The 22956-nt window shown below is 68.0% G+C and carries 22 protein-coding genes; 17 read left to right on the plus strand and 5 right to left on the minus strand.

The features are described 5' to 3' along the window. Positions 1–19: 19 nt before the first annotated feature. A complete protein-coding gene (tsaD, locus tag D103_RS0104350) occupies positions 20–1051 on the plus strand; it encodes a tRNA (adenosine(37)-N6)-threonylcarbamoyltransferase complex transferase subunit TsaD (RefSeq protein ID WP_026280265.1) in 1032 nt (343 codons plus the stop codon). Positions 1052–1081: 30 nt separating this feature from the next. Here the strand turns inward: tsaD and plsY are convergent, their stop codons facing one another. Then, positions 1082–1696, minus strand: a complete 615-nt coding sequence (gene plsY, locus D103_RS0104355; protein WP_018875941.1) for a glycerol-3-phosphate 1-O-acyltransferase PlsY — start codon at positions 1694–1696, stop codon at positions 1082–1084. Positions 1697–1743: 47 nt separating this feature from the next. Between plsY and D103_RS0104360 the strand changes: the two genes are divergently transcribed. From D103_RS0104360 to ccoS, 10 genes are all read left to right on the plus strand, one after another. Continuing rightward, complete coding sequence (locus D103_RS0104360; RefSeq protein ID WP_018875942.1) at positions 1744–2568, plus strand: alpha/beta fold hydrolase; 825 nt, start codon at positions 1744–1746, stop codon at positions 2566–2568. Then, positions 2565–3437: a malonyl-ACP O-methyltransferase BioC gene (bioC, locus tag D103_RS0104365; protein WP_018875943.1), complete on the plus strand. Its 873-nt coding sequence runs from the start codon at positions 2565–2567 to the stop codon at positions 3435–3437. The genes D103_RS0104360 and bioC overlap by 4 nt, the downstream gene beginning before the upstream one ends. 205 nt (positions 3438–3642) lie before the next feature. Next, complete coding sequence (gene ccoN, locus D103_RS0104370) at positions 3643–5127, plus strand: cytochrome-c oxidase, cbb3-type subunit I (RefSeq protein ID WP_028485053.1); 1485 nt, start codon at positions 3643–3645, stop codon at positions 5125–5127. Between the two features lie 19 nt (positions 5128–5146). Then, the gene (gene ccoO / locus D103_RS0104375; protein WP_018867752.1) at positions 5147–5881 is read left to right on the plus strand and encodes a cytochrome-c oxidase, cbb3-type subunit II; all 735 of its coding nucleotides are present in this window, start codon (positions 5147–5149) and stop codon (positions 5879–5881) included. 18 nt (positions 5882–5899) lie between these two features. Next, complete coding sequence (locus D103_RS0104380) at positions 5900–6118, plus strand: cbb3-type cytochrome c oxidase subunit 3 (RefSeq protein WP_026279315.1); 219 nt, start codon at positions 5900–5902, stop codon at positions 6116–6118. Next, a complete protein-coding gene (ccoP, locus tag D103_RS0104385) occupies positions 6115–7044 on the plus strand; it encodes a cytochrome-c oxidase, cbb3-type subunit III (protein WP_018867754.1) in 930 nt (309 codons plus the stop codon). The genes D103_RS0104380 and ccoP overlap by 4 nt, the downstream gene beginning before the upstream one ends. A 179-nt stretch (positions 7045–7223) precedes the next feature. Further along, a complete protein-coding gene (gene ccoG / locus D103_RS0104390; RefSeq protein WP_018867755.1) occupies positions 7224–8624 on the plus strand; it encodes a cytochrome c oxidase accessory protein CcoG in 1401 nt (466 codons plus the stop codon). A 114-nt stretch (positions 8625–8738) separates the two neighbouring features. Next, positions 8739–9572 (plus strand): FixH family protein, encoded by an 834-nt coding sequence (locus D103_RS0104395; RefSeq protein WP_018867756.1) that lies wholly within the window; start codon positions 8739–8741, stop codon positions 9570–9572. 17 nt (positions 9573–9589) lie between these two features. Further along, positions 9590–12130 carry a heavy metal translocating P-type ATPase gene (locus tag D103_RS0104400; protein ID WP_038028273.1) on the plus strand — a complete coding sequence of 847 codons (2541 nt, stop codon included), beginning with the start codon at positions 9590–9592 and terminating at the stop codon, positions 12128–12130. Between the two features lie 42 nt (positions 12131–12172). After that, entirely contained in the window at positions 12173–12394 is a 222-nt protein-coding gene (gene ccoS / locus D103_RS0104405; RefSeq protein WP_018867758.1) for a cbb3-type cytochrome oxidase assembly protein CcoS, read from the plus strand. 296 nt (positions 12395–12690) lie between these two features. On the opposite strand, the gene rpoH is transcribed toward ccoS, so the two are convergent. From rpoH to ftsY, 4 genes are all read right to left on the minus strand, one after another. Then, complete coding sequence (gene rpoH / locus D103_RS0104415; protein WP_018867760.1) at positions 12691–13557, minus strand: RNA polymerase sigma factor RpoH; 867 nt, start codon at positions 13555–13557, stop codon at positions 12691–12693. Between the two features lie 103 nt (positions 13558–13660). Continuing rightward, on the minus strand, positions 13661–14590 hold the full coding sequence (locus tag D103_RS0104420) for an ABC transporter permease (RefSeq protein WP_018875945.1): 930 nt from the start codon (positions 14588–14590) through the stop codon (positions 13661–13663). Beyond that, on the minus strand, positions 14587–15264 hold the full coding sequence (gene ftsE, locus D103_RS0104425; RefSeq protein WP_018867762.1) for a cell division ATP-binding protein FtsE: 678 nt from the start codon (positions 15262–15264) through the stop codon (positions 14587–14589). Before ftsE ends, D103_RS0104420 begins: the two co-directional genes overlap by 4 nt. Positions 15265–15274: 10 nt before the next feature. Then, a complete protein-coding gene (ftsY, locus tag D103_RS0104430) occupies positions 15275–16282 on the minus strand; it encodes a signal recognition particle-docking protein FtsY (RefSeq protein ID WP_018867763.1) in 1008 nt (335 codons plus the stop codon). A gap of 55 nt (positions 16283–16337) precedes the next feature. Between ftsY and D103_RS0104435 the strand changes: the two genes are divergently transcribed. From D103_RS0104435 to rpmE, 6 genes are all read left to right on the plus strand, one after another. Next, the gene (locus D103_RS0104435) at positions 16338–17750 is read left to right on the plus strand and encodes a pitrilysin family protein (protein WP_026280266.1); all 1413 of its coding nucleotides are present in this window, start codon (positions 16338–16340) and stop codon (positions 17748–17750) included. A 14-nt stretch (positions 17751–17764) separates the two neighbouring features. Then, positions 17765–19069, plus strand: a complete 1305-nt coding sequence (locus D103_RS0104440) for a pitrilysin family protein (protein ID WP_018875947.1) — start codon at positions 17765–17767, stop codon at positions 19067–19069. Further along, entirely contained in the window at positions 19056–19667 is a 612-nt protein-coding gene (gene rsmD / locus D103_RS0104445; protein WP_018875948.1) for a 16S rRNA (guanine(966)-N(2))-methyltransferase RsmD, read from the plus strand. The genes D103_RS0104440 and rsmD overlap by 14 nt, the downstream gene beginning before the upstream one ends. A gap of 179 nt (positions 19668–19846) precedes the next feature. After that, positions 19847–21469, plus strand: coding sequence for a BCCT family transporter (locus D103_RS0104450; protein WP_018867767.1), 1623 nt, complete (start codon positions 19847–19849; stop codon positions 21467–21469). Between the two features lie 9 nt (positions 21470–21478). Beyond that, positions 21479–22360: an NAD(P)-dependent oxidoreductase gene (locus tag D103_RS0104455; RefSeq protein ID WP_081618364.1), complete on the plus strand. Its 882-nt coding sequence runs from the start codon at positions 21479–21481 to the stop codon at positions 22358–22360. Positions 22361–22727: 367 nt separating this feature from the next. Continuing rightward, on the plus strand, positions 22728–22934 hold the full coding sequence (gene rpmE, locus D103_RS0104460) for a 50S ribosomal protein L31 (RefSeq protein WP_018867769.1): 207 nt from the start codon (positions 22728–22730) through the stop codon (positions 22932–22934). Positions 22935–22956: the final 22 nt, after the last annotated feature.

Consider the following 22956-nt stretch of genomic DNA (forward strand, 5'->3'; position numbering starts at 1 on the left):
AACCCGGCATGCTGGCGCCATGAAGGTACTGGGTATCGAAACCTCCTGTGACGAGACGGGCGTGGCGCTGATCGACAGCGACCGTGGCCTGCTCGCGCACCGGCTGTACAGCCAGACGGATCTGCACGCAATCTACGGCGGCGTGGTGCCGGAACTGGCCTCGCGCGACCACATCCGGCGGCTCCTGCCGCTGGTGCGCGCGGTGCTGGAGGAGGCGGGCGTGGACGGGCCGGACCTGGATGCGGTGGCCTACACCGGCGGGCCGGGACTGCTGGGGGCGCTGCTGACCGGTGCCTCGGTGGCCCGCTCCCTGGCCTGGGGCTGGGGTATCCCGGCGCTGGCGGTGCATCACCTGGAGGGCCACCTGCTGGCGCCGTTTCTGGAGGATACCGGGCTCGACTTCCCGTTCCTGGTGCTGCAGGTCTCCGGGGGGCATACCCAGCTGATCCATGCCCGGGCCCTGGGCGACTACGACCTGATCGGCGAGAGCATCGACGATGCCGCCGGCGAGGCCTTCGACAAGACCGCCAAGCTGCTGGGGCTGGGGTATCCGGGTGGCCCGGCGCTGGCGCGCCTGGCGGAACAGGGCGAGCCGGATGCCCTGCGGCTGCCGCGCCCCATGCTGGATCGCCCGGGGCTGGACATGAGCTTCTCCGGCCTGAAGACCGCCGTCCTGACCGCGCTGAAGAAGCAAAGTTACCGCCCGGAGGATGTGGCCCGCGCCTTCGAGGAGGCCGTGACCGACACCCTGGTGGAAAAGACCCGGCGCGGTCTGGAGCAGACCGGGGCCCCGGCGCTGGTGGTGGCCGGTGGCGTGGCCGCCAACACCACGCTGCGCGCGGGGCTGCAGGCCATGGCGCAACGCCAGGGGGTGCCGGTGTATTTTCCGCGCCCGGAGTTCTGCACCGACAATGGGGCGATGATCGCGCTGGCCGGGCTGCGGCGGCTGCAGGCCGGTGGCGTAGGGGATGCCGGGGCCCCGGTTGTCGCCGCGCGGGCCCGCTGGCCCCTGGCCGAACTGGAGGCGCCGGTTCCGGCCGGACCGGGCTGAAGCCCTGCCCGGCCCGTGCTCGGCGGGCCGTCAGTCTCCGGGGGCCGGGGCCTTGTTCTTCTGGCCGATCCGCGATTCCTCGCCGCGCATCAGACGGCGGATATTGCTGTCGTGGCGGATGAACAGGATTACGCTCATCAGCGCGACCGCGGCGCTGATCCAGTGATCCATGCCCAGCAGGATCGTGTACACCGGGGCCATGCCGGCCGCGACCAGGGCCGCCAGCGACGAATATCGCCAGATCGCGGCGACCACGAGCCAGGTGAGCAGCACCAGTCCGCCGGCCGCCGGGCTGATTGCGAGGATCACGCCAAGTGCGGTGGCCACACCCTTTCCGCCCTGAAGGCGGTAGTACACGGGGAACACGTGACCGAGGAAGGCGGCCAGGCCGATCAGGCCGATCGCCCAGCCGGGGAAGAGCTCCAGCTGGAGCGCGACGAACACCGGCAGCCAGCCCTTGCCGACATCCCCGATGAGCGTGATGATGGCCGCCTTCTTGCCGCCCGAGCGCAGGACATTCGTGGCGCCGGGGTTCTTCGACCCGGTGGTGCGCGGGTCCGGCAGGCGCAGCAGCTTGCTGACCAGTATGGCCGTGGAAAGCGATCCCAGCAGATACGCGATGATGATGCCGATTGTAATAGCCATGAGCGGTGAGCCTGTCTGCGCGGATGGGCAAGAGATTGCGAGCGCACATGATACGCAAGCCGGTGGCCGGCGTTCAGCGCGCTGAGATGGAGGCTGCGACCCGCCCGGTCCATGACCCGACGCTGGTGCTGTTGCACGGCTGGGGCTTTTCCGGCGCGGTCTGGGCGCCCCTGCGGGCCAAGCTGCCGGCCGGCACGCGGGTACTGGCGCCGGATCTGCCCGGTCATGGGGCCGCGGGCGACGGCTGGCGGCTGGCGGATGCGGAGGGCGCCGCCGCGGCCCTGATCGCCGCGCTGCCCGCGGACGTCGAGTACCCGGTCTGGGCTGGCTGGTCCCTGGGCGGCCTGGTGGCGCTCGCGGCGGCGCGTCAGTGGACGGGCCCGCAGGGGCTTGTACTGATTGGGGCAACGCCACGCTTCATCCGTAATGATGACTGGCCGGCCGCCCTGCCGCTGGACGAGCTGGAGGACTTCCGCGCCGCCCTCGGAGGCGACCGCCGCCGACTCAATCGGCGTCTGGCGATGCTCTGTGCTCGTGGCAGTCCCGATGCGGCCTCGCTCGCGCGCGCACTGGCAGACCGGATGCAGGCGGCCCCCGCCTCCCCGGAAGGGCTGGCGGCGGGGCTGGACTTGCTGCAGGGCGCCGACCTGCGCGCCGCCTGGGCCGGGGTGCAGGCGCCGGTGGCGTGCTGGCTGGAGCCGGAGGACGCGCTGGTGCCGGCCGCGGTGGAGGTGGGACTGACGAGCTTGCGCCCCGATGGCCGGACCGGTCGCGGGGCGGGCGGTCATGCGGACTGGTGGGCGCGGCCGCAGCGGCTGGCCGGATTTGTTTCCGAGTTTCTGGATCACTGCAGTGCAGGGGAGTCCGCATGACCCGACCCGACAGCTTCGATCTCGACAAGGCGCGGGTGCGCGAGGCCTTTGCACGGGCCGCTGCCACCTACGAGGAGCATGCGGTCCTGCAGCGCGAGGTGCAGGAGCGGATGCTGGAGCGTCTGGACTGGATCCGGATGGAGCCGGAACGCATCGTCGATCTGGGTTGCGGCATCGGCGAGGCCCTGGATCACCTGAGCCGCCGCTACCGCGGGGCGCGCCTGGCCGGCGTGGACTTCGCCCCGGAGATGGTTGCGCGGGCGCGGCGGCGCGGGCGCTGGCTGCGGCGGCCGCAGGTGGTCTGCGGTGACCTTGAGGCCCTGCCGCTGGCCGAGCGGTCCTTTGATCTGGCGGTTTCCAGCTCGGCCCTGCAGTGGTGCAGCGACCTCGACCAGGCCTTCGCCGAGGTGCGGCGTATCCTGCGCCCGGGCGGGCTGTGGCTGTTTACCACCTTCGGCCCGGACACCCTGCGCGAGCTGCGCGCCGCCTTCGCGACCGTGGATGGCGGCGCCGGGGCACATGTCAACGCCTTCATGGACATGCACGACATCGGCGATGCCCTGGTGCGATCCGGCTTTGCCGATCCGGTGATGGACCAGGAGGCCCTGACCCTGACCTACCCGGATCTGACCGGCCTGATCCGCGACCTGCGCGGGGTCGGGGTGCGCAACGCCCTGGCGGGGCGTTCGTCGGGTCTGTTTGGCCCCCGGCGTCTGGTGGCCGTCGCCGAGGCCTATGCCCGCGACTTCGGCGTGGAGGGTCGTCTGCCCGCGACCTGGGAGGTGGTCTATGGTCATGCCTGGGTGCCGGATGCGCCGCCCCCGTCGCGGCCAGACGGGCGCGTGATCCCGGTTCAGCCGGTTCGTTGATCTGGATCAACGAAAATGCCGCCCGCGTCCCTCGCGGGCGATCCACCGGAAGATGTATTCTCTTGGACAGGAAAAGTTCCGCCCGTCCCGCTCAATATCCGAGTTACACAGGCGGTATTGGTTTTTTGTGGGCCCGGAATGGGGTAGAGTTCACGCCCCCGAACCATCGGGACATCCGTGTTCCCCGCAGCAAGGTGGAAAAGTCATGTCACAAGCAGCCACTACGGCGGGTGCCGCACCCGCAGCGTCAGTCGCGACTTCCGAGCAGTACAACTACGCGATTATCAAGCGGTTTGCCATTGCCGCCGTCCTCTGGGGCGTGTTCGGGATGGCCGCCGGTGTCTGGATCGCCTCGCAGCTGGCGTTCCCGTTCCTGAACTTCGATATCGCGCAGATCACCTTCGGGCGCTTCCGTCCGGTCCACACCACGGCCGTGATCTTCGGTTTCGGGGGTAACGCGCTGTTCGCCACGTCCTACTACGTGGTGCAGCGGACCTGTCAGACCCGGCTGTGGAGTGACTCCATGGCGAGCTTCACCTTCTACGGGTGGAACCTGGCGCTGGTCCTCGGCGTGATCACCTACATGATGGGGATCACCCAGGGCCGCGAATACGCCGAGTTCAACTGGCAGATCGACATCATCATCCTGGTGGTCTGGGTCGCCTACTTCATGATCTACCTGATGACCCTGCTGCGTCGGAACCAGCCGCATATCTACGTGGCGAACTGGTTCTTCATGGCCTTTATCCTGGCCACCGCGCTGCTGCACATCTTCAACAACATCCAGGTCCCGGTCGGCCTGTTCCACCCGCATTCCTACTCCATCTTCTCCGGGGTGCAGGATGCGATGACCCAGTGGTGGTACGGCCATAACGCGGTGGGCTTTTTCCTGACGGCCGCGTTCCTCGGGATGATGTACTACTTCGTGCCGAAGCAGGCTGGCCGCCCGATCTACTCGTACAAGCTGTCCATCATCCATTTCTGGGCGCTGGTCTTCCTGTACATGTGGGTGGGTGCGCACCACCTGCACTGGACCGCGCTGCCGGACTGGGTCTCCACCCTGGCGGCGACCTTCTCTATCCTGCTGCTGCTGCCCTCCTGGGGCGGCATGATCAACGGCATCATGACCCTGTCGGGCGCCTGGGATAAGCTGCGCACCGACCCGATCATGCTGTTCCTGATCACCGCGCTGGCGTTCTACGGCATGTCGACCTTCGAGGGTCCGATGATGTCCCTGAAGAGCGTGAACGCGCTGTCGCACTACACCGACTGGACCGTGGGCCACGTGCACTCCGGCGCCCTCGGCTGGGTGGCGATGATCTCCTTCGGCTCGCTGTATCACCTGATCCCGCGGCTGTGGAACGTCAACCTGTACAGCCTGAAGCTGGTGTATGTGCACTTCTTCCTGGCGACCATTGGGATCGTGCTGTACATCACCGCGATGTGGGTGGCCGGTATCGGTCAGGGCCTGATGCTGCGCGCCTTTGACCAGTACGGGAACCTGGCCTACACCTTCACCGAGTCGGTGGTGTTCCTGCACAAGCCGTACGTGGTGCGTGCCATTGGTGGCGGGTTCTTCCTGGCCGGCATGCTGATCATGGCGTTCAACATCGCGATGACCGTTCGCTCGGGCATCAAGGCCGAGGCCCGCGAGGCCCAGGCCGCGTCCGCCGAAGCCCGCACGGCCTGATTAGGGAGAGACTAGATCCATGAAGCATGAAAGCGTTGAAACCAATGCCGGCCTGCTGATCATCCTCACCCTGGCGGTGATCAGCGTCGGCGGCCTGGTCGAGATCGTGCCGCTGTTCTACATCGACGACACGATCGAGGAAGTGGACGGCGTGCGCCCGTACACCCCGCTGGAACAGCGCGGGCGTGACATCTACGTCCGCGAGGGCTGCTACACCTGCCACTCGCAGATGGTGCGTCCGTTCCGTGACGAGATGCTGCGCTACGGTCACTACTCGCTGGCGGCCGAATCGCAGTACGACCATCCGTTCCAGTGGGGCTCGAAGCGCACCGGTCCGGACCTGGCGCGCGTGGGGGGCAAGTACTCCAACGAGTGGCAGGTCCAGCACCTGATCGACCCGCAGTCGCTGGTGCCGGAGTCGATCATGCCGGGCTACCCCTGGCTGGCGACCACGCCGCTCGATTACTCCGATATCGATCGTCGCATGATCGCGCTGAAGCGCGTGGGCGTGCCGTACTCGCTCACCGACGAGGAATACCAGGCCAACGTCGAGAAGTTCGGGGAGCAACACGCCCGGATGTTCGACATCCGCGACGCCGAGGAAAATCTGGTGGCGCAGGCGCAGGCCGAGAACTTCGACGGCAACCCCGGGACGATCACCGAGATGGATGCCCTCGTGGCCTATCTCCAGGTCCTCGGGACCATGGTCGACTTCAGCGAATACGACGACGGGCACTTTGCCGAATTCCGGTAAGGGAGGACGGGCGCCACGATGACGGGACTTTGGGAATGGATCACGGATATGGGCAACAGCAAGATCGTTGCCCTCATTCTCTTCATGAGCACCTTTATCGGGGTCGTGATCTTCCTGTTTTCCAATCGTCGGCGTGCCCGGAAGTTCGAGACGTATCGCTACATTCCTCTGGACGACGATGATTCACATCGGGAGCCCGTGGCCCGGCGTGACAAAACCAAGAGTGACGAGCAATGAGCACACAGGACAACCGTGATAAGGACCCGAACCAGGTCGAGACCACTGGGCACGTCTGGGACGGCAACCTTCAGGAATACAACAATCCGCTCCCGCGCTGGTGGCTGTGGGGCTTCTACGCCACGATCGTGTTCGCGCTGGTGTACTGGCTGATCTACCCGGCCTGGCCGATTGGCGACAGCTTCACCAAGGGCTTCAACACCATCACCTTCGAGCAGGGCGGCGAAGAGCGCACCATGCACTGGAACACCCGTGCATTGCTCGCGAAGGACATGCAGACCGGCACCTACGCGGTGCGCCAGCGCGAGATGCTGGAACAGGTGGCCGCCCAGGATTACGAAACGATCCTGCAGGACGCTGAAAGCATGAGCTTCGTCAACGCGTACGCCCAGGGCTCCTTCGGTACCTGGTGTGCGGCGTGTCACCAGGTCGGTGGCGCGGGCGTGGTCGGGCAGTACCCGAACCTGCGCAATGACCACTGGAAGTGGGGCGGAACGGTCGAACAGATCGAGGAAACCCTGCACCAGGGCCGCCTGGGCTACATGCCCGGGTACCGCGACACCCTGAGCAGCGACCAGCTGAATCAGGTCGCCGCCTACGTGCTGTCGCTGAACGACTACAGCGTGGATCAGGACGACGCCGATGCCGGCGCCCGGATCTTTACCGGGACCGACGGTGGCTGCTTCCAGTGCCACGGCATGGACGCCCAGGGGCTGACCTCGCAGGGCGCGCCCAACCTGACCAACGATCTGTGGGGTCTGGTCGACGTGCGCGGCGCGGAAAGCGATAGCGAGCGTCAGCGTCTGGTCGCCAATTTCATTCGCGATGGTATCCAGCGTGAGATGCCGGCATTCGGTGATCGACTGTCGGATGCGGAGATCAAGATGCTGACCGCCTACGTGCATTCCCTGGGCGGGGGGCAGTAGGCCGGCTCCGTCGACCTGGCGAGCCCCGGGGGTGCGGAGGCCTGCCAGGATGCACGCGTTGACAGGGGTGCCCGCCGGGTGGATTGACGCCCGAGGGTGCCCCTTTTTGTTTTGAACTGTTGCCGCGGCCCGCGTATTGCCGCCGGGCCGCACTGCCGGATACGCTCCGGGAGGATCCGATGTCCCAGTCCCAGCCGCTGTACGAGGCGCGAATCCCGATCCACCCGCGGTCGGTCAAGGGGCGGTTTCGCAACCTGAAGACCGGAATTCTCCTCCTGGCCTACGGGGTATTCTTCGGTCTGCCGTGGATCCGCTGGGAACGTGAATACGGGCCGGATCAGGCGGTGCTGTTCGACATCCCCGGGCGCCAGTTCCATATCTTCGACCTGGTTGTCTATCCGCAGGATATCTTCTGGCTGGCAGGCTTTCTGGTCCTCGCCGCATTGCTGCTGTTTTTTGTGACCGGTGTGGCCGGGCGCGTGTTCTGCGGCTACTTCTGCTTCCAGACCCTGTGGACCGATGTCTTCATGTGGCTGGAGCGCAAGATTCAGGGGGAGCGGCCCGCGCGCCTCCGGCTCGCCAAACAGCCCTGGAACGCCGAAAAGCTGGCGAAATATGGTCTCACCCATGCGTCCTGGCTGCTGGTGGCGTTCGCCACCGGGCTCGGGTTCGTCCTGTACTGGGGCGATGCGCCTTCCATCGTGGCGGACTTCTTTACCGGCCAGGCAGTGTACGCCGCCTATGTGACCGCGGGGATCCTGACCGCCACCACCTACACGTTTGCCGGGCTGGCCCGCGAGCAGGTCTGCACGTTCATGTGCCCCTACGCGCGTTTCCAGAGCGTGATGTTCGACCGCGACACCATGATCGTGTCGTACGACGAATCACGCGGCGAGGGCACCGCCGGCCGCGCCAAGGTCCAGGCCGGTCTGAAGACCCGCGAGCAGCGCCAGGCCGCCGGCGTCGGGGACTGCATTGACTGCGGCTACTGCGTGCAGGTGTGCCCGACCGGCATCGATATCCGCGACGGGCTGCAGTACCAGTGCATTCACTGTGCGCTGTGCATCGATGCCTGCGACACGATCATGGACAAGCAGGGCTGGCCACGCGGGCTGATCGCCTATACCTCGGAGCGCGAGCAGGAGGGCGGCAAGACTCGGTTCCTGAGGGGCAAGACGCTGGGTTATGGGGCGGCCGTGCTGGTCGTTATCGTTGCACTGGTTGCCAGCATCGTGGGTCGCCCGCCCGTGGACGCCAACGTGAACCAGGTGCGCCAGCCGCTGTATGTGCAGATGTCCGACGGGCGCATCCAGAACGGCTACGAGATTCGCCTGAACAATACCGCGGACCGGGAGCTGGACTTCCAGATCGGACTCGCCGGGCTCGACGGCGCGGAGCTCGACCTCGGGCAGGTGGAGCGGATCCGCCTGGAGCCCGGGGAGCGACTCACCGTGGTCGCGCGCGTGCGCCACGACGTGCCCGAGGGCGCTCCCTCGCCGCAGCCGTTCCGTTTTGTGATTACGGATCGCGAGGGTCATATTGAACCGCTCGAAGTGACGTCCCAGTTCAGTCATCGCTAACGGTGTTCCGTTGCGCACTGCGCCCGGGCGAGAAACAGTAATCGTGCTGCCGGAAATCGCGCGGCACCCCGCGAGCCCCTAGCTTGCGATCACGCAGGAAACGAAGAAGACATCATGAGCAATCTCGTCATTACCCTCGGCGTCGGTACCGCGGCCCTGGCCATCCTGTTCGCGCTGATCTACCGCTTCACGCGGCTCAAGGCCTACAGCACATCGGCGGTGGTCGTCGCCCTCATGCTGTTTGTGTTCATTCCCTACTCGATCCTGACCTGGCAGGGCGCGGATGTCTTCGCCATCCATCTCGCGCTGTACATCATCGTGCCCTACGGGCTGGGGATCGTCTTCACGCAGAAAGAGGCGGAGGCCGAGAGTGGCGGCAAGGCCAAGATTGGCCGGCTGCACTGGGCTCCGCTGGTTCTCGTGGGGTTTTTCACGATCGTCGCGTCCGTCCAGGCCGTCCTGATCACGCTGGCCCATAACGGGATGCCGCAGCAGTTTATCGGTTCCATCCTGCCGGAGCCGGAGAACCGGGCGGAGCAGGTGACCTCGGCATTCCCGGGCACCGTGGCCGGCATGGAGAGCCGCAAGCAGGCCCTGGCCGTACACCGCGTGTCGGAGCTCCAGGCCCAGCGCGAGAAGGGCTGGCAGGTTCGTCAGGGCTGGGTCGAGCGCCCCACCGAGGGCGAGGCCGCCACGCTCCAGGTAGAGGTCCGGGATGCCGATGGCGTCCCGATCAACGACGCCAGCATCCGCGGCATCTTCATGTGGCTCGCCGACGAGCGCCGCGACCAGGGCTTCGAGATGCAGCACATGGGCGAAGGCCTGTACCAGGTCGAGGTCGCGCTGCCGGCCCCGGGGCGCTGGGATCTGCGCTTCCAGGTCCAGCGCGATGACCAGCTCCTGGAACAGCAGGCCCGGACCCGCGTGCGCAGCGCCCAGTCCGGCTGACCCCCCGCGCTCCCGCCGTGGCGCTCGCGCCCGACTCGCAGGCCCCGGCAGCGTCCGCGGCCCCGACCCGGTGTTTCCACTGCGGGCTCGCTGTGCCCGCGGGCGCGTACTATCCCGTCACCTTCGAGGGGCGGGAAGAGCCTACCTGCTGCCCCGGCTGCCAGGCCGTGGCCGGGGCGATTATCGAGCGCGGCCTGGGGGCCTATTACCATCACCGCGATGCCCCGCCGGCGGAAAGCGGCAGTCCCCTGATCCCGGACGAGCTGCGCGAGCTGGAACTGTTCGATCATCCCGGCGTGCAGCAGCAGTTCGTCACGCCGGCGGGTGCGGCCGGCGAGCGCCGCGAAGCGGCCCTGATGCTGGAAGGCATCACCTGCGCGGCCTGTGTCTGGCTCAACGAGCGCCATGTCCAGGCCCTGCCGGGCGTGGAGAGCTTTCGCGTCAACTATTCCACCCATCGCGCCCAGGTCGTCTGGGACCCCGAACGGATCGCCTTGTCGGACATCCTCAAGGCAATCCGCGATATCGGCTACCACGCCCATCCCTACGACCCTGGTACCCGCGAGCAGGCGATTGCGCGCGAACGGGGGCTGGCCCTGCGCCGGATCGCCGTGGCCGCACTGGGCATGATGCAGGTGATGATGCTGGCCGTGGCCCTCTGGCTGGGCGCAGAGGACACCGAGCACGAGGACCTGCTGCAGTTCATGCGCTGGGTCGCCGCCGCGCTCACCACACCGGTGGTCCTCTACTCCGCAATCCCGTTCTACCAGAGCGCCTGGCGCGACCTGCGCCATCGCCAGCTCGGCATGGACGTACCGGTGAGCCTGGCGATCATCGTCACCTACCTCGCCAGCCTCTACGCGGTGATCCTCGGCACCGGTGAACACGTCTACTTCGAATCCGTGGTCATGTTCGTGTTCTTCCTGCTGACCAGTCGCTACCTGGAGCTGATCGCGCGCCAGCGCGCCAGCCATGCCATCGACCGCCTCGACCGACTGGTGCCGGCGATTGCCAACCGCGAGGGCCCCGACGGGCAGATCGAAGCGGTCCCGGTCGGCGAACTGGCCCCCGGCGACCGGGTGCGGGTCCGCCCCGGCGAGACCATCCCGACCGACGGTGTCGTGCGCGCGGGCGAATCCACGGTCAACCGCGCCCTGCTGACTGGCGAGCCGGAGCCCCACCCGGCGCGCCCCGGCGATGCCGTGACCGGGGGCACCGTCAACGTCGACGGCCCTCTGTCCGTCGAGGTCCAGCGCGTCGGCGCGGAGACCACCCTGGCCGCGATCCAGCGCCTGCTCGACCGCGCGCAGACCGAGAAGCCCCGTATGGCGCGCATCGCCGAGGCCGGTACCGGCTGGTTCGTGGGCGCGGTGCTGGTACTTACGGCGCTGGCTGGCCTGGTCTGGTACGCCTGGATCGACCCGGCCCGCGCCCTCTGGGTGATGGTCGCGATGCTGGTCGCGACCTGTCCCTGCGCCCTGGCGCTGGCGACCCCGGTCGCGCTGACGGCCACCACCGGCGCACTCTCGCGCATGGGTCTGCTGGTGACCCGCGGCAGTGCCCTGGAGGCCTTGCCGCGGGTCGACATGGTCTGCCTCGACAAGACCGGTACCCTGACCGCCGGCATGCCGCGCCTGGTCGCCCGCGAGGACCTGCAGCCCGCCCCCGAGGGCGACGACTGGCTGGCGTGGGCGGCGGCGCTGGAGTCCCATTCCGAACACCCCCTGGCCCGGGCCCTGGCCGGGTCGGCGGGGGCCTCCCGCATCCACGCCACCGGGGTCCGGAACCTGCCGGGCCGGGGCCTCGAGGGCAGCATCGAGGGGCGCCGGGTGTCGATTGGCGGGGCCTCCATGCTGCCCTCCGGCGTCGACGCACCGAGTCCGGCCGCACCCGCGGACTATCCGCTGGCCACGCCGGTCTGGCTGGTCGTCGATGATCAGCCCGTCGCGCTGTTCTGGCTGGCCGACACCCCGCGTCCGGAGGTGCGGGATGTGCTCGGTGACCTGCGGGCGCGCGGCCTGCGGGTGGTCCTGCTGACCGGAGACCGCCCCGAGGCCGCCAAGGCGTTTGCCGCGCAGATGGACATCGCCGAGGCCGAGGGGGGGCTGACGCCGGAGGACAAGCTCGCGTACGTGCGGGCGCGCCAGGCCGAGGGCCGGGTGGTGCTGATGGCCGGCGAGGGCATCAACGATGCCCCGGTGCTGGCCGGCGCCGACGTGTCGATGGCGATGGGCGGCGGCACCCAGCTGGCCCAGACCCAGGCCGACCTGGTCCTGCTGTCGGATCGCCTGGACCACTTGCCGCAGGCCCTGGATCAGGCGCGCCACACCCGGCGCGTGATCCGTCAGAACATTGCCTGGGCAATCGGCTACAACGTGGTGGCGCTGCCAGTGGCGGCCGCCGGCCTGCTGACCCCCTGGCTGGCGGCACTGGGCATGTCCCTCAGTTCGCTGCTGGTGGTGGGCAACGCGCTGCGGCTGCGACCGGCGCGGGAGACCGCGGAGCGCAGCCCCATTCGCCCTGCCGAGCCCGTGGCGCCGCCGCGGCCGCCGGTGTAGGTACTGGTTTAAGCGGCTGGTCTGGCTGGGTACACTGGGGCCATGACCATCCTGTACCTCCTGATTCCGCTGGCGATGCTGTTTGCCCTGGTCGTGGGGTTGGTGCTCTTCTGGGCGATCCGTTCCGGCCAGTACGACGATCTCCAGGGCCCGGCGCACCGCATCCTGATGGATGACGACGACCCGCGGATCCCCACCCGTTCGGGAGACGACCCGCCCGGGCGGGACCGCGAGGGCCGTCCGGGCCAAAAGTCCGAGCGCTGACGTCGGTCGAACTTGCGCCGCGTCGCGGTGCCGCTTACCCTTCGCCTATTCTGGTTGGAAAATTCCGAGGATTGCGAGATGCGCGACTGGTTTACCTTTGAGAACTTCCCGCTGACCTTTACGGCAGCCCTGATCATCTGGTCCTGGATCAGCTTCTTCTCGGTGATCCTGTTCGGCTGATCCGGCGCGGAACGGGCCGGCGGGGCCATGTCGCCCGTTCGGCAACCAAAAAGGCCCCGGCTTGTGCCGGGGCCTTTCTGCGTTCGGGGCCGGGATCGCCGGGCCGCAGGCCCGGGTCAGTCGTCGAAGGCGGCGCGGATGCGCTTGATTGCGTTGTTCTCGATCTGGCGGATGCGCTCCGCCGAGACGGCATATTCCGCAGCCAGTTCGTGCAGCGTCGCCTTCTGGTCCGCCATGTAGCGGCGCATCAGGATGTCGCGGGCGCGCTCGTCGAGTTCGCCCAGGGTCTGGCTCAGTCGCTCCTGGTAGTGACGGTCCCAGTCTTCGTCTTCGGTGACGTGCGCCGGGTCGTCGCTCAGGTCCTCCAGGCTCAGGCGTTCGGACGGGGCCTGGTAGCCTTGTTCGTCGTCCGCCTCGGGGCCCGGGTCGAAGCTCGCGTCCTGGCTCGACAGGCGGCGCTCCATCTCCCAGACGTCCTTCTCCGACACGCCCAGATCCTGCGCGACGGCGGAGACCTCGGCGTTCGACAGCCAGCCGAGGCGCTGCTTGGCGCTGCGCAGGTTGAAGAACAGCTTGCGCTGCGCCTTGGTCGTCGCCACCTTCACGATGCGCCAGTTGCGCAGGATGAACTCGTGGATCTCGGCGCGGATCCAGTGCACGGCAAAGGACACCAGGCGCACGCCCTGGTTGGGGTCGAAGCGGCGCACGGCCTTCATCAGGCCCACGTTGCCTTCCTGGATCAGGTCACCCAGCGGCAGGCCGTAGCCCTGGTAGCCGCGCGCGACGTGGATCACGAAGCGCAGGTTGTGCAGGATCAGCTGGCGCGCGGCATCCAGATCCTGGCGCTCGTGCAGCGCCACGGCCAGTTCGCGTTCCTGTTCGGCGTCCAGCACCTCGATGCGGCCGACGGCCTGCATGTAGTGATCGAGGTCGCCCACCGGTACGGGCATGTCGACGCGCGGGGTGGTCAGGGCCTGGGTCATGCGTGGTGATTCCTCCCGATTCTATGGCTCTAGATTAGCAGTCTGATAGTGAGAGTGCTAAACCCTGTAAAAGTTCCGGCCACTTTCTGCCAATGGGCGCACCCTATGGGGCATCCCGCAGCGCATGACCGCTGCCCAGTCGGGCCCCCAGCCAGCCCAGGAGCAGCCCGGCCAGCAGCAGGGTGAGCAGATGGCTGCCTCCGGGGAGCGCGAGCTGGAACGGAAGGTCGAATGCCGCGGCCGCCTGTTCCAGGGGTGCCCGGCTGAGGCCGATCCCGACCAGCAGCAGGAGGCCGGCGAAGACCCCGCCCCCCAGCCCGGTGATCAGACCACCGTACAGCGACGGCCGCCGCAGGAAGCGGTGGGTGGCCCCGCTGATGCGCGAGATGGCGATCTCCTCGCGGCGTTCGCGCAGTTCGGAGGCGGTGGCCAGGGCCAGGATCAGCAGGGCCCCCAGACCCAGCAGTGCCCCGACGACCGCCAGGATGCGCAGCCCCAGCTGATGCAGGCTGTTGAGTTGCCGGACCCACTCGTCGTCGCTGACCACGGTGGCGCCCGGTGCCGTGTCGGCGAGCGCCTGGCGCAGGGCCGCGACGGTTTCCGGCTCGGCGGTGGCCGGGAGCACGTCCACGACATCCGGCAGGGGGTTGTCATCCAGCCAGTCCAGCAGGCCCGGGTCGCTCAGGCCCTCGCGGTAGCGTGCCAGGGCCTCGTCGGCGTCGATCCAGGTCCAGCGCTCGATCCGCGCATCCGTCTCCAGGTGGCGCTCGAGCGCCGCCACCGTGTCCGGCTCCACGGCATCGAGATAGAGGGCGATGCGCGGCTCGTGGTTGACGTGGGCGGACAATGCGCGCGCATTGTCCAGCAGGACCCAGAGGTAGGCGGGCAGGGCGAGGATGAACCCCAGCACGGCGATACTGATCAGGCTCAGGACGGGTGCCTGCAGGCGGCGCTGGAGGCTGCGCCGGGCGGCATCCCGGTGCGCCTCCAGCCAGGCCGGGACGGTGTCCAGGAGGCGGCGTCCGGGTTTCACGTCGCGGACTCCGCGGCGCCGCGCGCCTCGATGCGGCCGTCCTCCAGGTGCAGGACCGGCTTGCCCATGCGTTCCACCAGCCCCAGGTCGTGGCTGGCGATCAACGCGGTCATGCCGACCCGGTTGAAGTCGTCGAACAGCTGCAGGATCTCGCGCGACAGCGCCGGGTCCAGGTTCCCGGTGGGCTCGTCCGCCAGCAGCAGGACCGGGCGGTGGACGATGGCCCGGGCAATCCCGACCCGCTGCTGTTCCCCCGCGGACAGGGTGCGCGGGTTCACCGCCTCCTTGTGCAGCAGACCGACCTTGTCGAGGGCCGCGCGTACGCGCTTGCGCATCTCCGGGCGGCGATAGGCGAGGATCTCCAGCGGCAGGGCGACGTTGTCGAACACCGGACGGTCGAACAGCAGGCGGTGATCCTGGAACACCAGTCCGATACTGCGGCGAAAGCCGGGGATGGCGCGGCTGGAGAGGCGGTCGAGGTCGTGGCCGTTGACGCGGATGCGGCCGCGAGTGGGCCGCTCGAGCCCGGCGATCAGTCGCAGCAGCGTGCTCTTGCCGGCACCGGAGGGCCCGGTGATGAAGGCCATCGCGCCCGCATCCACGCGCAGGCTGACATTGCTGAGCGCCTCCGCCGCGCTGCCGAACCGCTTGGTGACGCGTTGCAGCTGGATCATCCGGAGCGGGTCAGTCGCTGTCGCGGCCGAGCAGGGCGCGGACGAAGGCGCGTGCATCGAAGACCTGAAGGTCCTCGGCCTTCTCTCCGACCCCGATGAAGCGCACCGGCACCCCCAGCTGTTCGGCCAGCGCGAACAGCACGCCGCCCTTGGCGGTCCCGTCCAGCTTGGTCACCACGATCCCGGTCAGGCCCAGCGCCTCGTGGAACTGGCGCGCCTGATTCAGGGCGTTCTGCCCGGTTCCGCCATCCACCACCAGCAGGACCTCGTCCGGGGCGTGTTCGTCCAGCCGCCCCATCACGCGCTTTACCTTGCGCACCTCGTCCATCAGGTTGGTCTGGGTATGCAGGCGCCCGGCGGTGTCCGCGATCATCACATCGATGCCGCGCGCCTGCGCCGCCTGCAGCCCGTCGTAGACCACCGATGCGGAATCGGCCCCGGTGCCCTGGGCGATCACCGGGGCGTTGTTGCGCTCGCCCCAGGTCTGCAGCTGTTCCACCGCCGCGGCGCGGAAGGTGTCGCCGGCCGCCAGCAGCACCGAGCGGCCGTTGGCCTGGAGGTGGTGCGCCAGCTTGCCGATGGTGGTGGTCTTGCCGGCGCCGTTGATGCCGACCACGAGGATCGAGAACGGGCGTTCGGCCTCCGGGATCTCCAGCGGCTGCGAGACCGGCTCGAGGATCTCGATCATGGCCGCCTCGAGGGCGTCCATCAGCGCCTCGGCATCATCCAGCTGGCCGCGTTTTACCTCGCGGGTGATACGATCCATGATCCGCTGGGTCGCATCCAGGCCCACGTCCGCGAGGAGCAGGCGTTCTTCCAGCTCCTCGAACAGTTCGTCGTCGATCTTGCGCCGGAACAGCGACCCCAGATCGCCGCCCAGGGCCTGCCCGGTCTTGGCCAGGCCCTGGCGCAGGCGCTGGAACCAGCCCCCGCGGGCAGGCTTTTCCGGCTCGGCGTTCGCCGTCTCCGGCGGGGCGGCCGTGGAGTCTTCGGACTTCTTCTTGCGGAAACCGAACATGCTCGATGTGGTCAAGTAGAGAGTTCGCCAATGCTAGCACGAGGATTCATGAATCATGCGCGGTAAAAAACTGGTCACAGTGCTCATTACAGCGCTGGTGTGCGCCTGGCCGGCGGTCGGGTCGGCCGCGCCGCCGGAGATCGAATCGGACGTGGTCGAGGCCACGCTGGACAACGGGCTGACGGTGCTGGTGCTGGAGGACCGGCGGGCCCCGGTCGTGGCCAATATGGTCTGGTACCGGGTCGGCTCGGCCGACGAGCACAGCGGTGTGACGGGGATCTCGCACATGCTGGAGCACATGATGTTCCGCGGCTCCGAACGCTACGAGCCGGGCGAATTCTCGCGCATCATCTCGCGCCTGGGCGGACGCGAGAACGCCTTTACCGGTCGTGACTACACCGGCTACTTCCAGGTGATCGGGCGCGATCACTGGGAGACGGTGATGGCGATGGAGGCGGAACGCATGCAGAACCTCAAGCTGCAGGAAGACGAGTTCCGCCCGGAACTGAGCGTGGTCCAGGAGGAGCGCCGCCTGCGGGTGGAGGATCAGCCGAACGCCCTGCTGCGCGAGCAGCTGATGGCCACCGCCTTCTTCAACCACCCCTACGGCAACCCGGTGATCGGCTGGATGAGCGACATCGAGGCCTACACCCTGGAGGATAACCAGGCGTGGTACGACCGCTACTACCACCCCAACAACGCGGTCGTCGTAGTGGTGGGCGATGTCGACGCTGAGCGGGTGATCGACGCCGCCCGCGAGCACTTCGGCGACATCCCCGCCGGGGAGCTGCCGGAGGCGAAGCCGCGCAGCGAGACCCCGCAGAAGGGCGAGCGCCGTATCACGGTGGAGGCCCCGGCCGAACTCCCCTATCTGATGATGGGCTGGAAGACTCCGGTGCTGAACACCGTCGAGGATCCGGTGGATGCCTATGCCCTGATGGTGGCGGCCGGGATCCTCGATTCCGGCGAGGCCTCGCGCTTTGCCCGCGAGATCGTGCGCGGCGAGGAGCTGGCCGGCGCGACGTCGGCCCGCTACAGCCCCTTCAGCCGGCTGGATGACCTGTTCCTGATCGCGGCCGTGCCCACGGCGGATACCGACGTCGACACGCTGGAGGCCGCCCTGCTGGAACAGGTGGAGCGCCTGAAGGACGAGCCGGTCAGCGACAGCGAGCTCGAGCGGGTGCAGGCGCGGGTGATCGCCTCCGAGGTGTACCAGCGCGATTCGGTGCGCTCGCAGGCCTTCCAGCTGGGCATGCTGCAGACCATCGGGGTCGGCTGGCAGGAAGGCGATCGCTTCGTCGAGCGCGTGCGGGCGGTCACCGCCGAGGACGTGCAGCGCGTGGCCCGCGAGTATCTGGTGCCGCAGCGCCGCACGGTCGGGATCCTCGACCCGCAGCCCCTGGATGGCGAAGACCCGCCCGATCCGGGGGCGGCGCAACCCTATGGCGAAACCGCGGGGGGCATGTGATGACGGGAGGCAAGATGATGCGTGCAGGATGGCTGACGGCCTTCGTGTGGCTGCTGGCGCTGGCGCTGCCGGCCCAGGCGGTGGAGATCGAGCAGTGGGAGACCGACGAGGGCCTGCGCGTGCTCTATGTGGCCGCGCCGGACCTGCCGATGGTCGACTTGCGTCTTACGTTCGACGGCGGCGCCTCGCGCGACGGTGACCAGCACGGCCTGGCCTCGCTGACCAGCAGCGCCCTGCGCCACGGCACGGAGGAGATGGATTCGGACGAACTGGCCGAGCGCTTCGAGTCGGTGGGCGCGCAATTCAGCACCGATTCGCTGCGCGACATGGCCATCGTCAGCCTGCGCAGCCTGACCGAGCCGGACTGGATGAATACCGCGGTGGAGACCCTGACCGCCGTGCTGGCCGCGCCGGCCTTCCCCGAGGCCGACTTCGAGCGGGCACGGCGCCAGGCCCTGCAGGGGCTGCAGCGCGAGCGCCAGGACCCGGGCAGCGTCGCCAGCCGGCGCTTCTACGAACTGATGTATGGCGACCACCCCTACGCCAACTGGCCGGGCGGCAAGCGCGAGACCCTGGAGGCCCTGCCGCCGGCGGATGCCCGTGCGTTCTATGAGCGCTTCTACACCACCGGAAACGGTGCCCTGGCGATCACTGGTGGCCTGACGCGCGAGGAGGCTGAGGCGGTGGCCGACCGGATCTCCGCGGCGCTGCCGCAGGGCGCGGCGGCGGAGCCGCTGCCGGCCGTGGAGCCGCGCGACGAGCCGGTGGAGGAGCGTATCGAGTTTCCCTCCGAGCAGGCCCATATCCTGATGGGCGCCCCGGCGCTGCGACGTGGCGACGAGGATCATTACGCCCTGACGCTTGCAAATCACGCCTTCGGGGGCGGCGGCTTTACCTCGCGGCTGTTTCGGGAGATCCGCAGCCAGCGTGGTCTGGCCTATTCCGTGAGCAGTCGCCTGCAGCCGATGGCGGCCGAGGGCCCCTTCCGTATCGGTATGCAGACCGGCGTGGACCAGGCGGACGAGGCGGTGACCGCCCTGCGCGAGGCGCTCGTGCGCTGGCACGCCGACGGGGTCGATGCCGAAGAACTCGAGGCCTCGCGCGAGAACGTGGTCAACAGCTTCCCGCTGTCGCTGGCCTCGAACAGCGATATCGTCGGACTGCTGGGGATGATGGCCTTCTACGACCTGCCGCTGGACTACCTGGAGCGCTACATCGAGCGCATGGAGGCGGTGGAGCTGGATGAACTGAATGCCCGGCTGCGCGAGCGCATCAACCCGGATGCGATGGTCACGGTGATCGTGGGTGGGCAGGAGTAGGCGGGCCCCCGCCGGGCGCCCGGCGCGCATCCGCATCATCGGCGGCGCCTGGCGGCGACGCTGGCTGCCGGTCCCTGCGGTGGGCGGCCTGCGGCCGACTGCCGATGCCCTGCGCGAGACGGTGTTCAACTGGCTGCAGCCCCGGTTGCCGGGCGCACGGGTGCTGGATCTGTTCGCCGGAACCGGGGCGCTGGGGCTGGAGGCGGCCTCGCGCGGGGCCCATGCGGTGCTCCTGGTCGAGCGCGATGCGCGCGCCGCGGCCCAGCTCCAGGCCAACTGCGAGACCCTGGGCGCCGGGCAGGTCAGCGTGCGTCGGGATGACGCCCGGCGCCTGCTGGCCGGCCCACCCCCCGAGGGCCTTGCCTACGATCTCGTGCTGGTGGACCCGCCGTTCGGGCAGGGGCATGTCCCACCGGTGCTGGAGGGCCTGCTCGCGCAGGGCTGGCTGCACGCCGACAGCCGGGTTTATGTGGAGATCGAGTCCGAGGCGGATCTCGCCTTTCTCGCCGCGGGGGGCTGGCAGATCGAGCGCGAGCGCCAGGGCGGGCAGGCTCGGGCCCTGCTGCTGGCCCGGAATTCGACCCGCACCGAGGCGTGAGGCCGCGCGGGCCGTGACGCCTGTCGCGGTTTTGCAGTGCGGCGAGTCTTTCGCTACGGTGATGCTGTCCCACCTACCGCGACAACGCCCATCGGGCGCCTCCCCGCGCGGCTTCCGGAAAACTCCGGAACCGGACCGCTCGGTCTTGCGCTTGCCACAGGAAAAAAAGGGGAAACCGAATGGATGAGCAGTCCACCCCGGGTCTGACGCAAACCCGCCTCGGCGGCTTTGGCGTGATCTGCAGCCCGGTCTTCTATACCGCCAGCCTGATAATCGCAGCCTTCGTGGCTTTCGGGGCCATCTTCCCGGATCGCGCCGAGGCGATCTTCGAGCAGCTCCAAAGTGGCATCGGGGAGTATCTCGGCTGGTATTACATGCTGGTCGTGACGGTATTCCTGGTCTTTTCCCTGTATCTGATGTTCAGCCGCTACGGCGGCGTGCGCCTGGGCGACCAGTTCGAGACCCCGCGTTTCAGCTACGCCGCGTGGTTCGCGATGCTGTTCTCCGCGGGCATGGGGATCGGGCTGCTGTTCTGGAGCATCGCCGAGCCGATGTTCCACTACCTCAGCCCGCCGCATGCGGAGGGCGAGAGTGCCGAGGCGGCCACCGAGGCCATGCGCTACACCTTCTTCCACTGGGGCCTGCACGCCTGGGCGATCTACATCGTCGTTGGCCTGTCGCTGGCGTACTACGCCTACCGCCACAACCTCCCGCTGCTGATCCGCTCGTCGCTGTACCCGTTCATCGGTGATCGGATCTATGGTCCGTGGGGGCACCTCGTCGACGTAGTGGCGCTGTTTGGCACCATGTTCGGGGTGGCGACCTCGCTGGGCCTTGGCGTCATGCAGATCAACTCGGGCCTGAACTTCGTGTTCGGGATCGAGGAATCCACCTTCATGCAGATCGTCCTGGTCGCGATCATCACCCTGATTGCCGTCGTCTCGGTGGCGCTGGGTGTGGACAAGGGCATCAAGCGCCTGTCCAACTTCAATATTGGCCTGGCGGCGATCCTGATCGCCCTGCTGCTGGTGATGGGGCCGACCCTGTTCATCCTGCGTCTGCTGGTGGAAAGCACCGGCGTCTATGTGCAGTCCCTGCCTGAAATGAGCCTGTGGGCCGACACCATCGAGGACTCCGGCTGGGCCACCTCCTGGACCATCTTCTACTGGGGCTGGTGGATCTCCTGGGCCCCGTACGTCGGTATGTTCATCGCGCGGGTCTCGCGCGGGCGCACCATTCGCGAGTTCGTCGCCGGGGTGCTGCTGGCCCCGACCGCCGCGGCCTTCGTCTGGCTGGCCGTGTTCGGGGGTACCGCGATGAGCTACGAGCTCGACGGCGTTGCGGACCTGGCCGGCGCCGTTTCGGAAAACGTGTCCACCGCGCTGTTTGTCACCCTCCAGGCCCTGCCGCTTTTCGACTGGCTGGCCGTGGCGGTGATGGCGGCGGCGACGCTGCTGATCGTGACGTTCTTCGTGACCTCCTCGGACTCCGGTTCGCTGGTCATCGACACCCTGGCCTCCGGCGACGTGCGTAACCCGACCGTCACCCAGCGCGTGTACTGGGCCATCCTCGAAGGGGTGGTCGCCTCCATCCTGCTGCTGGCGGGCGGACTGGCCGCGCTGCAGGCGGCCGCGATCAGTGTCGGTCTGCCGTTCTCGGTCATCATGCTGATCATGGTGATCGGCCTGTGGCGAAGCTTGCACCAGACCGAGGCGGTCACGCCGAGCAAGTACCAGAAGGAGGCCCCGCCGCCGCATACCCTGCTCGGGTATACGGATGATCTGGACGACAAGATCAAGTAGGGGGTCAGCATGACTGCGTCCCGAGTGGCGCTGCTGGGATGCGGGCTCATGGGGCAACCCATGGGCCTGCGTCTTTTGCAGGCCGGATTTCCCGTGGTGGCCTACAACCGCACGGTCGCTCGCGCGAGCGATCTGGCGGCCGAGGGGGTCACCGTCCACAACGCCCCCGCCGCGGCCGTCGCGGAGGCCGATGTGCTGGTGCTGATGCTCAGCGATGCCGGCGCCATTGGCGCGGTGCTCGACGAGCTGCCGGACGGGGCGCTGGACGGGCGCTGCGTGATCCAGATGGCGACCATCCTGCCGGCCGAGAGCCGGGCCCTGGCACAGCGGGTCCGCGCCGCCGGGGCCGACTACCTGGAGGCGCCGGTGCTGGGCTCCATCCCGGAGGCGCGCGATGGACGGCTGCTGATCATGGCGGGTGCCGACCGCGAGGCGGACTTTGTCCGGGCGCGGCCGGTACTGGCGGCCCTGGGCGAGACGCCCCGGCATGTCGGCGCCGTGGGGCAGGGGGCGGCTCTGAAACTCGCCTTCAACCAGCTGATTGCGAGCCTGACCGCTGCGTTTTCCCTCAGCCTGGGGTTGGTGCGGCGCGAGGGCGTGGAGGTGGATACCTTCATGGACATCCTGCGTGACAGCGCCCTGTACGCCCCGACCTTCGACAAGAAGCTGGGCAAGATGGTCTCCGGCGACTTCGGCACGGCCAATTTTCCGGTCAAGCACTTGCTGAAGGATGTGCGCCTGACCGAGCAGGCGGTCGAGGATGCCCATCTGGTGGGCCCATGGTTGCCGTTGCTGGCGGATCTGCTGGATCGGGCGCAGGCCCAAGGCCTGGCGGACGCGGATTACTCTGCCATCTACACGGCGATTGTCCCGGACTCGCCAGGGCGATGAGGGCGGACCGCGGCTTTATGCACAGCCGTCTCCGCAGTCCGAGCGGGTACGCCTGTGTCCGTCACGGACGCCGGGTCGTGGTGGTTTTCGGAGGGTAAAACAATTGAGATCAAGGTGTTGCGTGGGTTTCTTGTCTCATCGGTGGCGGCGCCCCTTGACGTCCCGCGAGCGTCTCGTTCCGGGGGCGACAATTCGTCCACAAAGTTATCCACAGGTTGTTCGGTGGGCAAAACCACGTGGTCATTCAGGGGTTTGCCGCCTGGATTTCAAATGCCCTGCCCAAATGGCACCGTAAACCGGTCTTGCGCTGAAGGCCCGGAGCCGGCTATCCTATTGGACTTTTCGCCAGAACCTGCGTGAGCCGACCATGAAAGCCGACATCCATCCGAACTACCACAACGTCAAGGTTATCTGCAGCTGCGGTACGCAGTTCGAGACCCGCTCCACTCTCGCCTCCGGCGACGAGATGCATGTGGACGTGTGCTCGCAGTGCCACCCGTTCTACACCGGCAAGCAGAAGATCGTTGATACCGCCGGCCAGGTCGACAAGTTCAACCGCCGCTTCGCATTCTGAAGCCGCGGCGCGCCGTCAGGCG

This window comes from Thioalkalivibrio sp. ALE31, assembly GCF_000377405.1.
Classification (GTDB): Bacteria; Pseudomonadota; Gammaproteobacteria; order Ectothiorhodospirales; family Ectothiorhodospiraceae; genus Thioalkalivibrio.

Excerpts from the sequence above, each read along its gene's own strand:
- tsaD (WP_026280265.1), top strand. The coding sequence starts at position 20 with ATGAAGGTACTGGGTATCGAAACCTCCTGTGACGAGACGGGCGTGGCG.
- plsY (WP_018875941.1), bottom strand. The coding sequence starts at position 1,696 with ATGGCTATTACAATCGGCATCATCATCGCGTATCTGCTGGGATCGCTT.
- D103_RS0104360 (WP_018875942.1), top strand. The coding sequence starts at position 1,744 with ATGATACGCAAGCCGGTGGCCGGCGTTCAGCGCGCTGAGATGGAGGCT.
- bioC (WP_018875943.1), top strand. The coding sequence starts at position 2,565 with ATGACCCGACCCGACAGCTTCGATCTCGACAAGGCGCGGGTGCGCGAG.
- ccoN (WP_028485053.1), top strand. The coding sequence starts at position 3,643 with ATGTCACAAGCAGCCACTACGGCGGGTGCCGCACCCGCAGCGTCAGTC.
- ccoO (WP_018867752.1), top strand. The coding sequence starts at position 5,147 with ATGAAGCATGAAAGCGTTGAAACCAATGCCGGCCTGCTGATCATCCTC.
- D103_RS0104380 (WP_026279315.1), top strand. The coding sequence starts at position 5,900 with ATGACGGGACTTTGGGAATGGATCACGGATATGGGCAACAGCAAGATC.
- ccoP (WP_018867754.1), top strand. The coding sequence starts at position 6,115 with ATGAGCACACAGGACAACCGTGATAAGGACCCGAACCAGGTCGAGACC.
- ccoG (WP_018867755.1), top strand. The coding sequence starts at position 7,224 with ATGTCCCAGTCCCAGCCGCTGTACGAGGCGCGAATCCCGATCCACCCG.
- D103_RS0104395 (WP_018867756.1), top strand. The coding sequence starts at position 8,739 with ATGAGCAATCTCGTCATTACCCTCGGCGTCGGTACCGCGGCCCTGGCC.
- ccoS (WP_018867758.1), top strand. The coding sequence starts at position 12,173 with ATGACCATCCTGTACCTCCTGATTCCGCTGGCGATGCTGTTTGCCCTG.
- rpoH (WP_018867760.1), bottom strand. The coding sequence starts at position 13,557 with ATGACCCAGGCCCTGACCACCCCGCGCGTCGACATGCCCGTACCGGTG.
- ftsE (WP_018867762.1), bottom strand. The coding sequence starts at position 15,264 with ATGATCCAGCTGCAACGCGTCACCAAGCGGTTCGGCAGCGCGGCGGAG.
- ftsY (WP_018867763.1), bottom strand. The coding sequence starts at position 16,282 with ATGTTCGGTTTCCGCAAGAAGAAGTCCGAAGACTCCACGGCCGCCCCG.
- D103_RS0104435 (WP_026280266.1), top strand. The coding sequence starts at position 16,338 with ATGCGCGGTAAAAAACTGGTCACAGTGCTCATTACAGCGCTGGTGTGC.
- D103_RS0104440 (WP_018875947.1), top strand. The coding sequence starts at position 17,765 with ATGATGCGTGCAGGATGGCTGACGGCCTTCGTGTGGCTGCTGGCGCTG.
- D103_RS0104450 (WP_018867767.1), top strand. The coding sequence starts at position 19,847 with ATGGATGAGCAGTCCACCCCGGGTCTGACGCAAACCCGCCTCGGCGGC.
- D103_RS0104455 (WP_081618364.1), top strand. The coding sequence starts at position 21,479 with ATGACTGCGTCCCGAGTGGCGCTGCTGGGATGCGGGCTCATGGGGCAA.
- rpmE (WP_018867769.1), top strand. The coding sequence starts at position 22,728 with ATGAAAGCCGACATCCATCCGAACTACCACAACGTCAAGGTTATCTGC.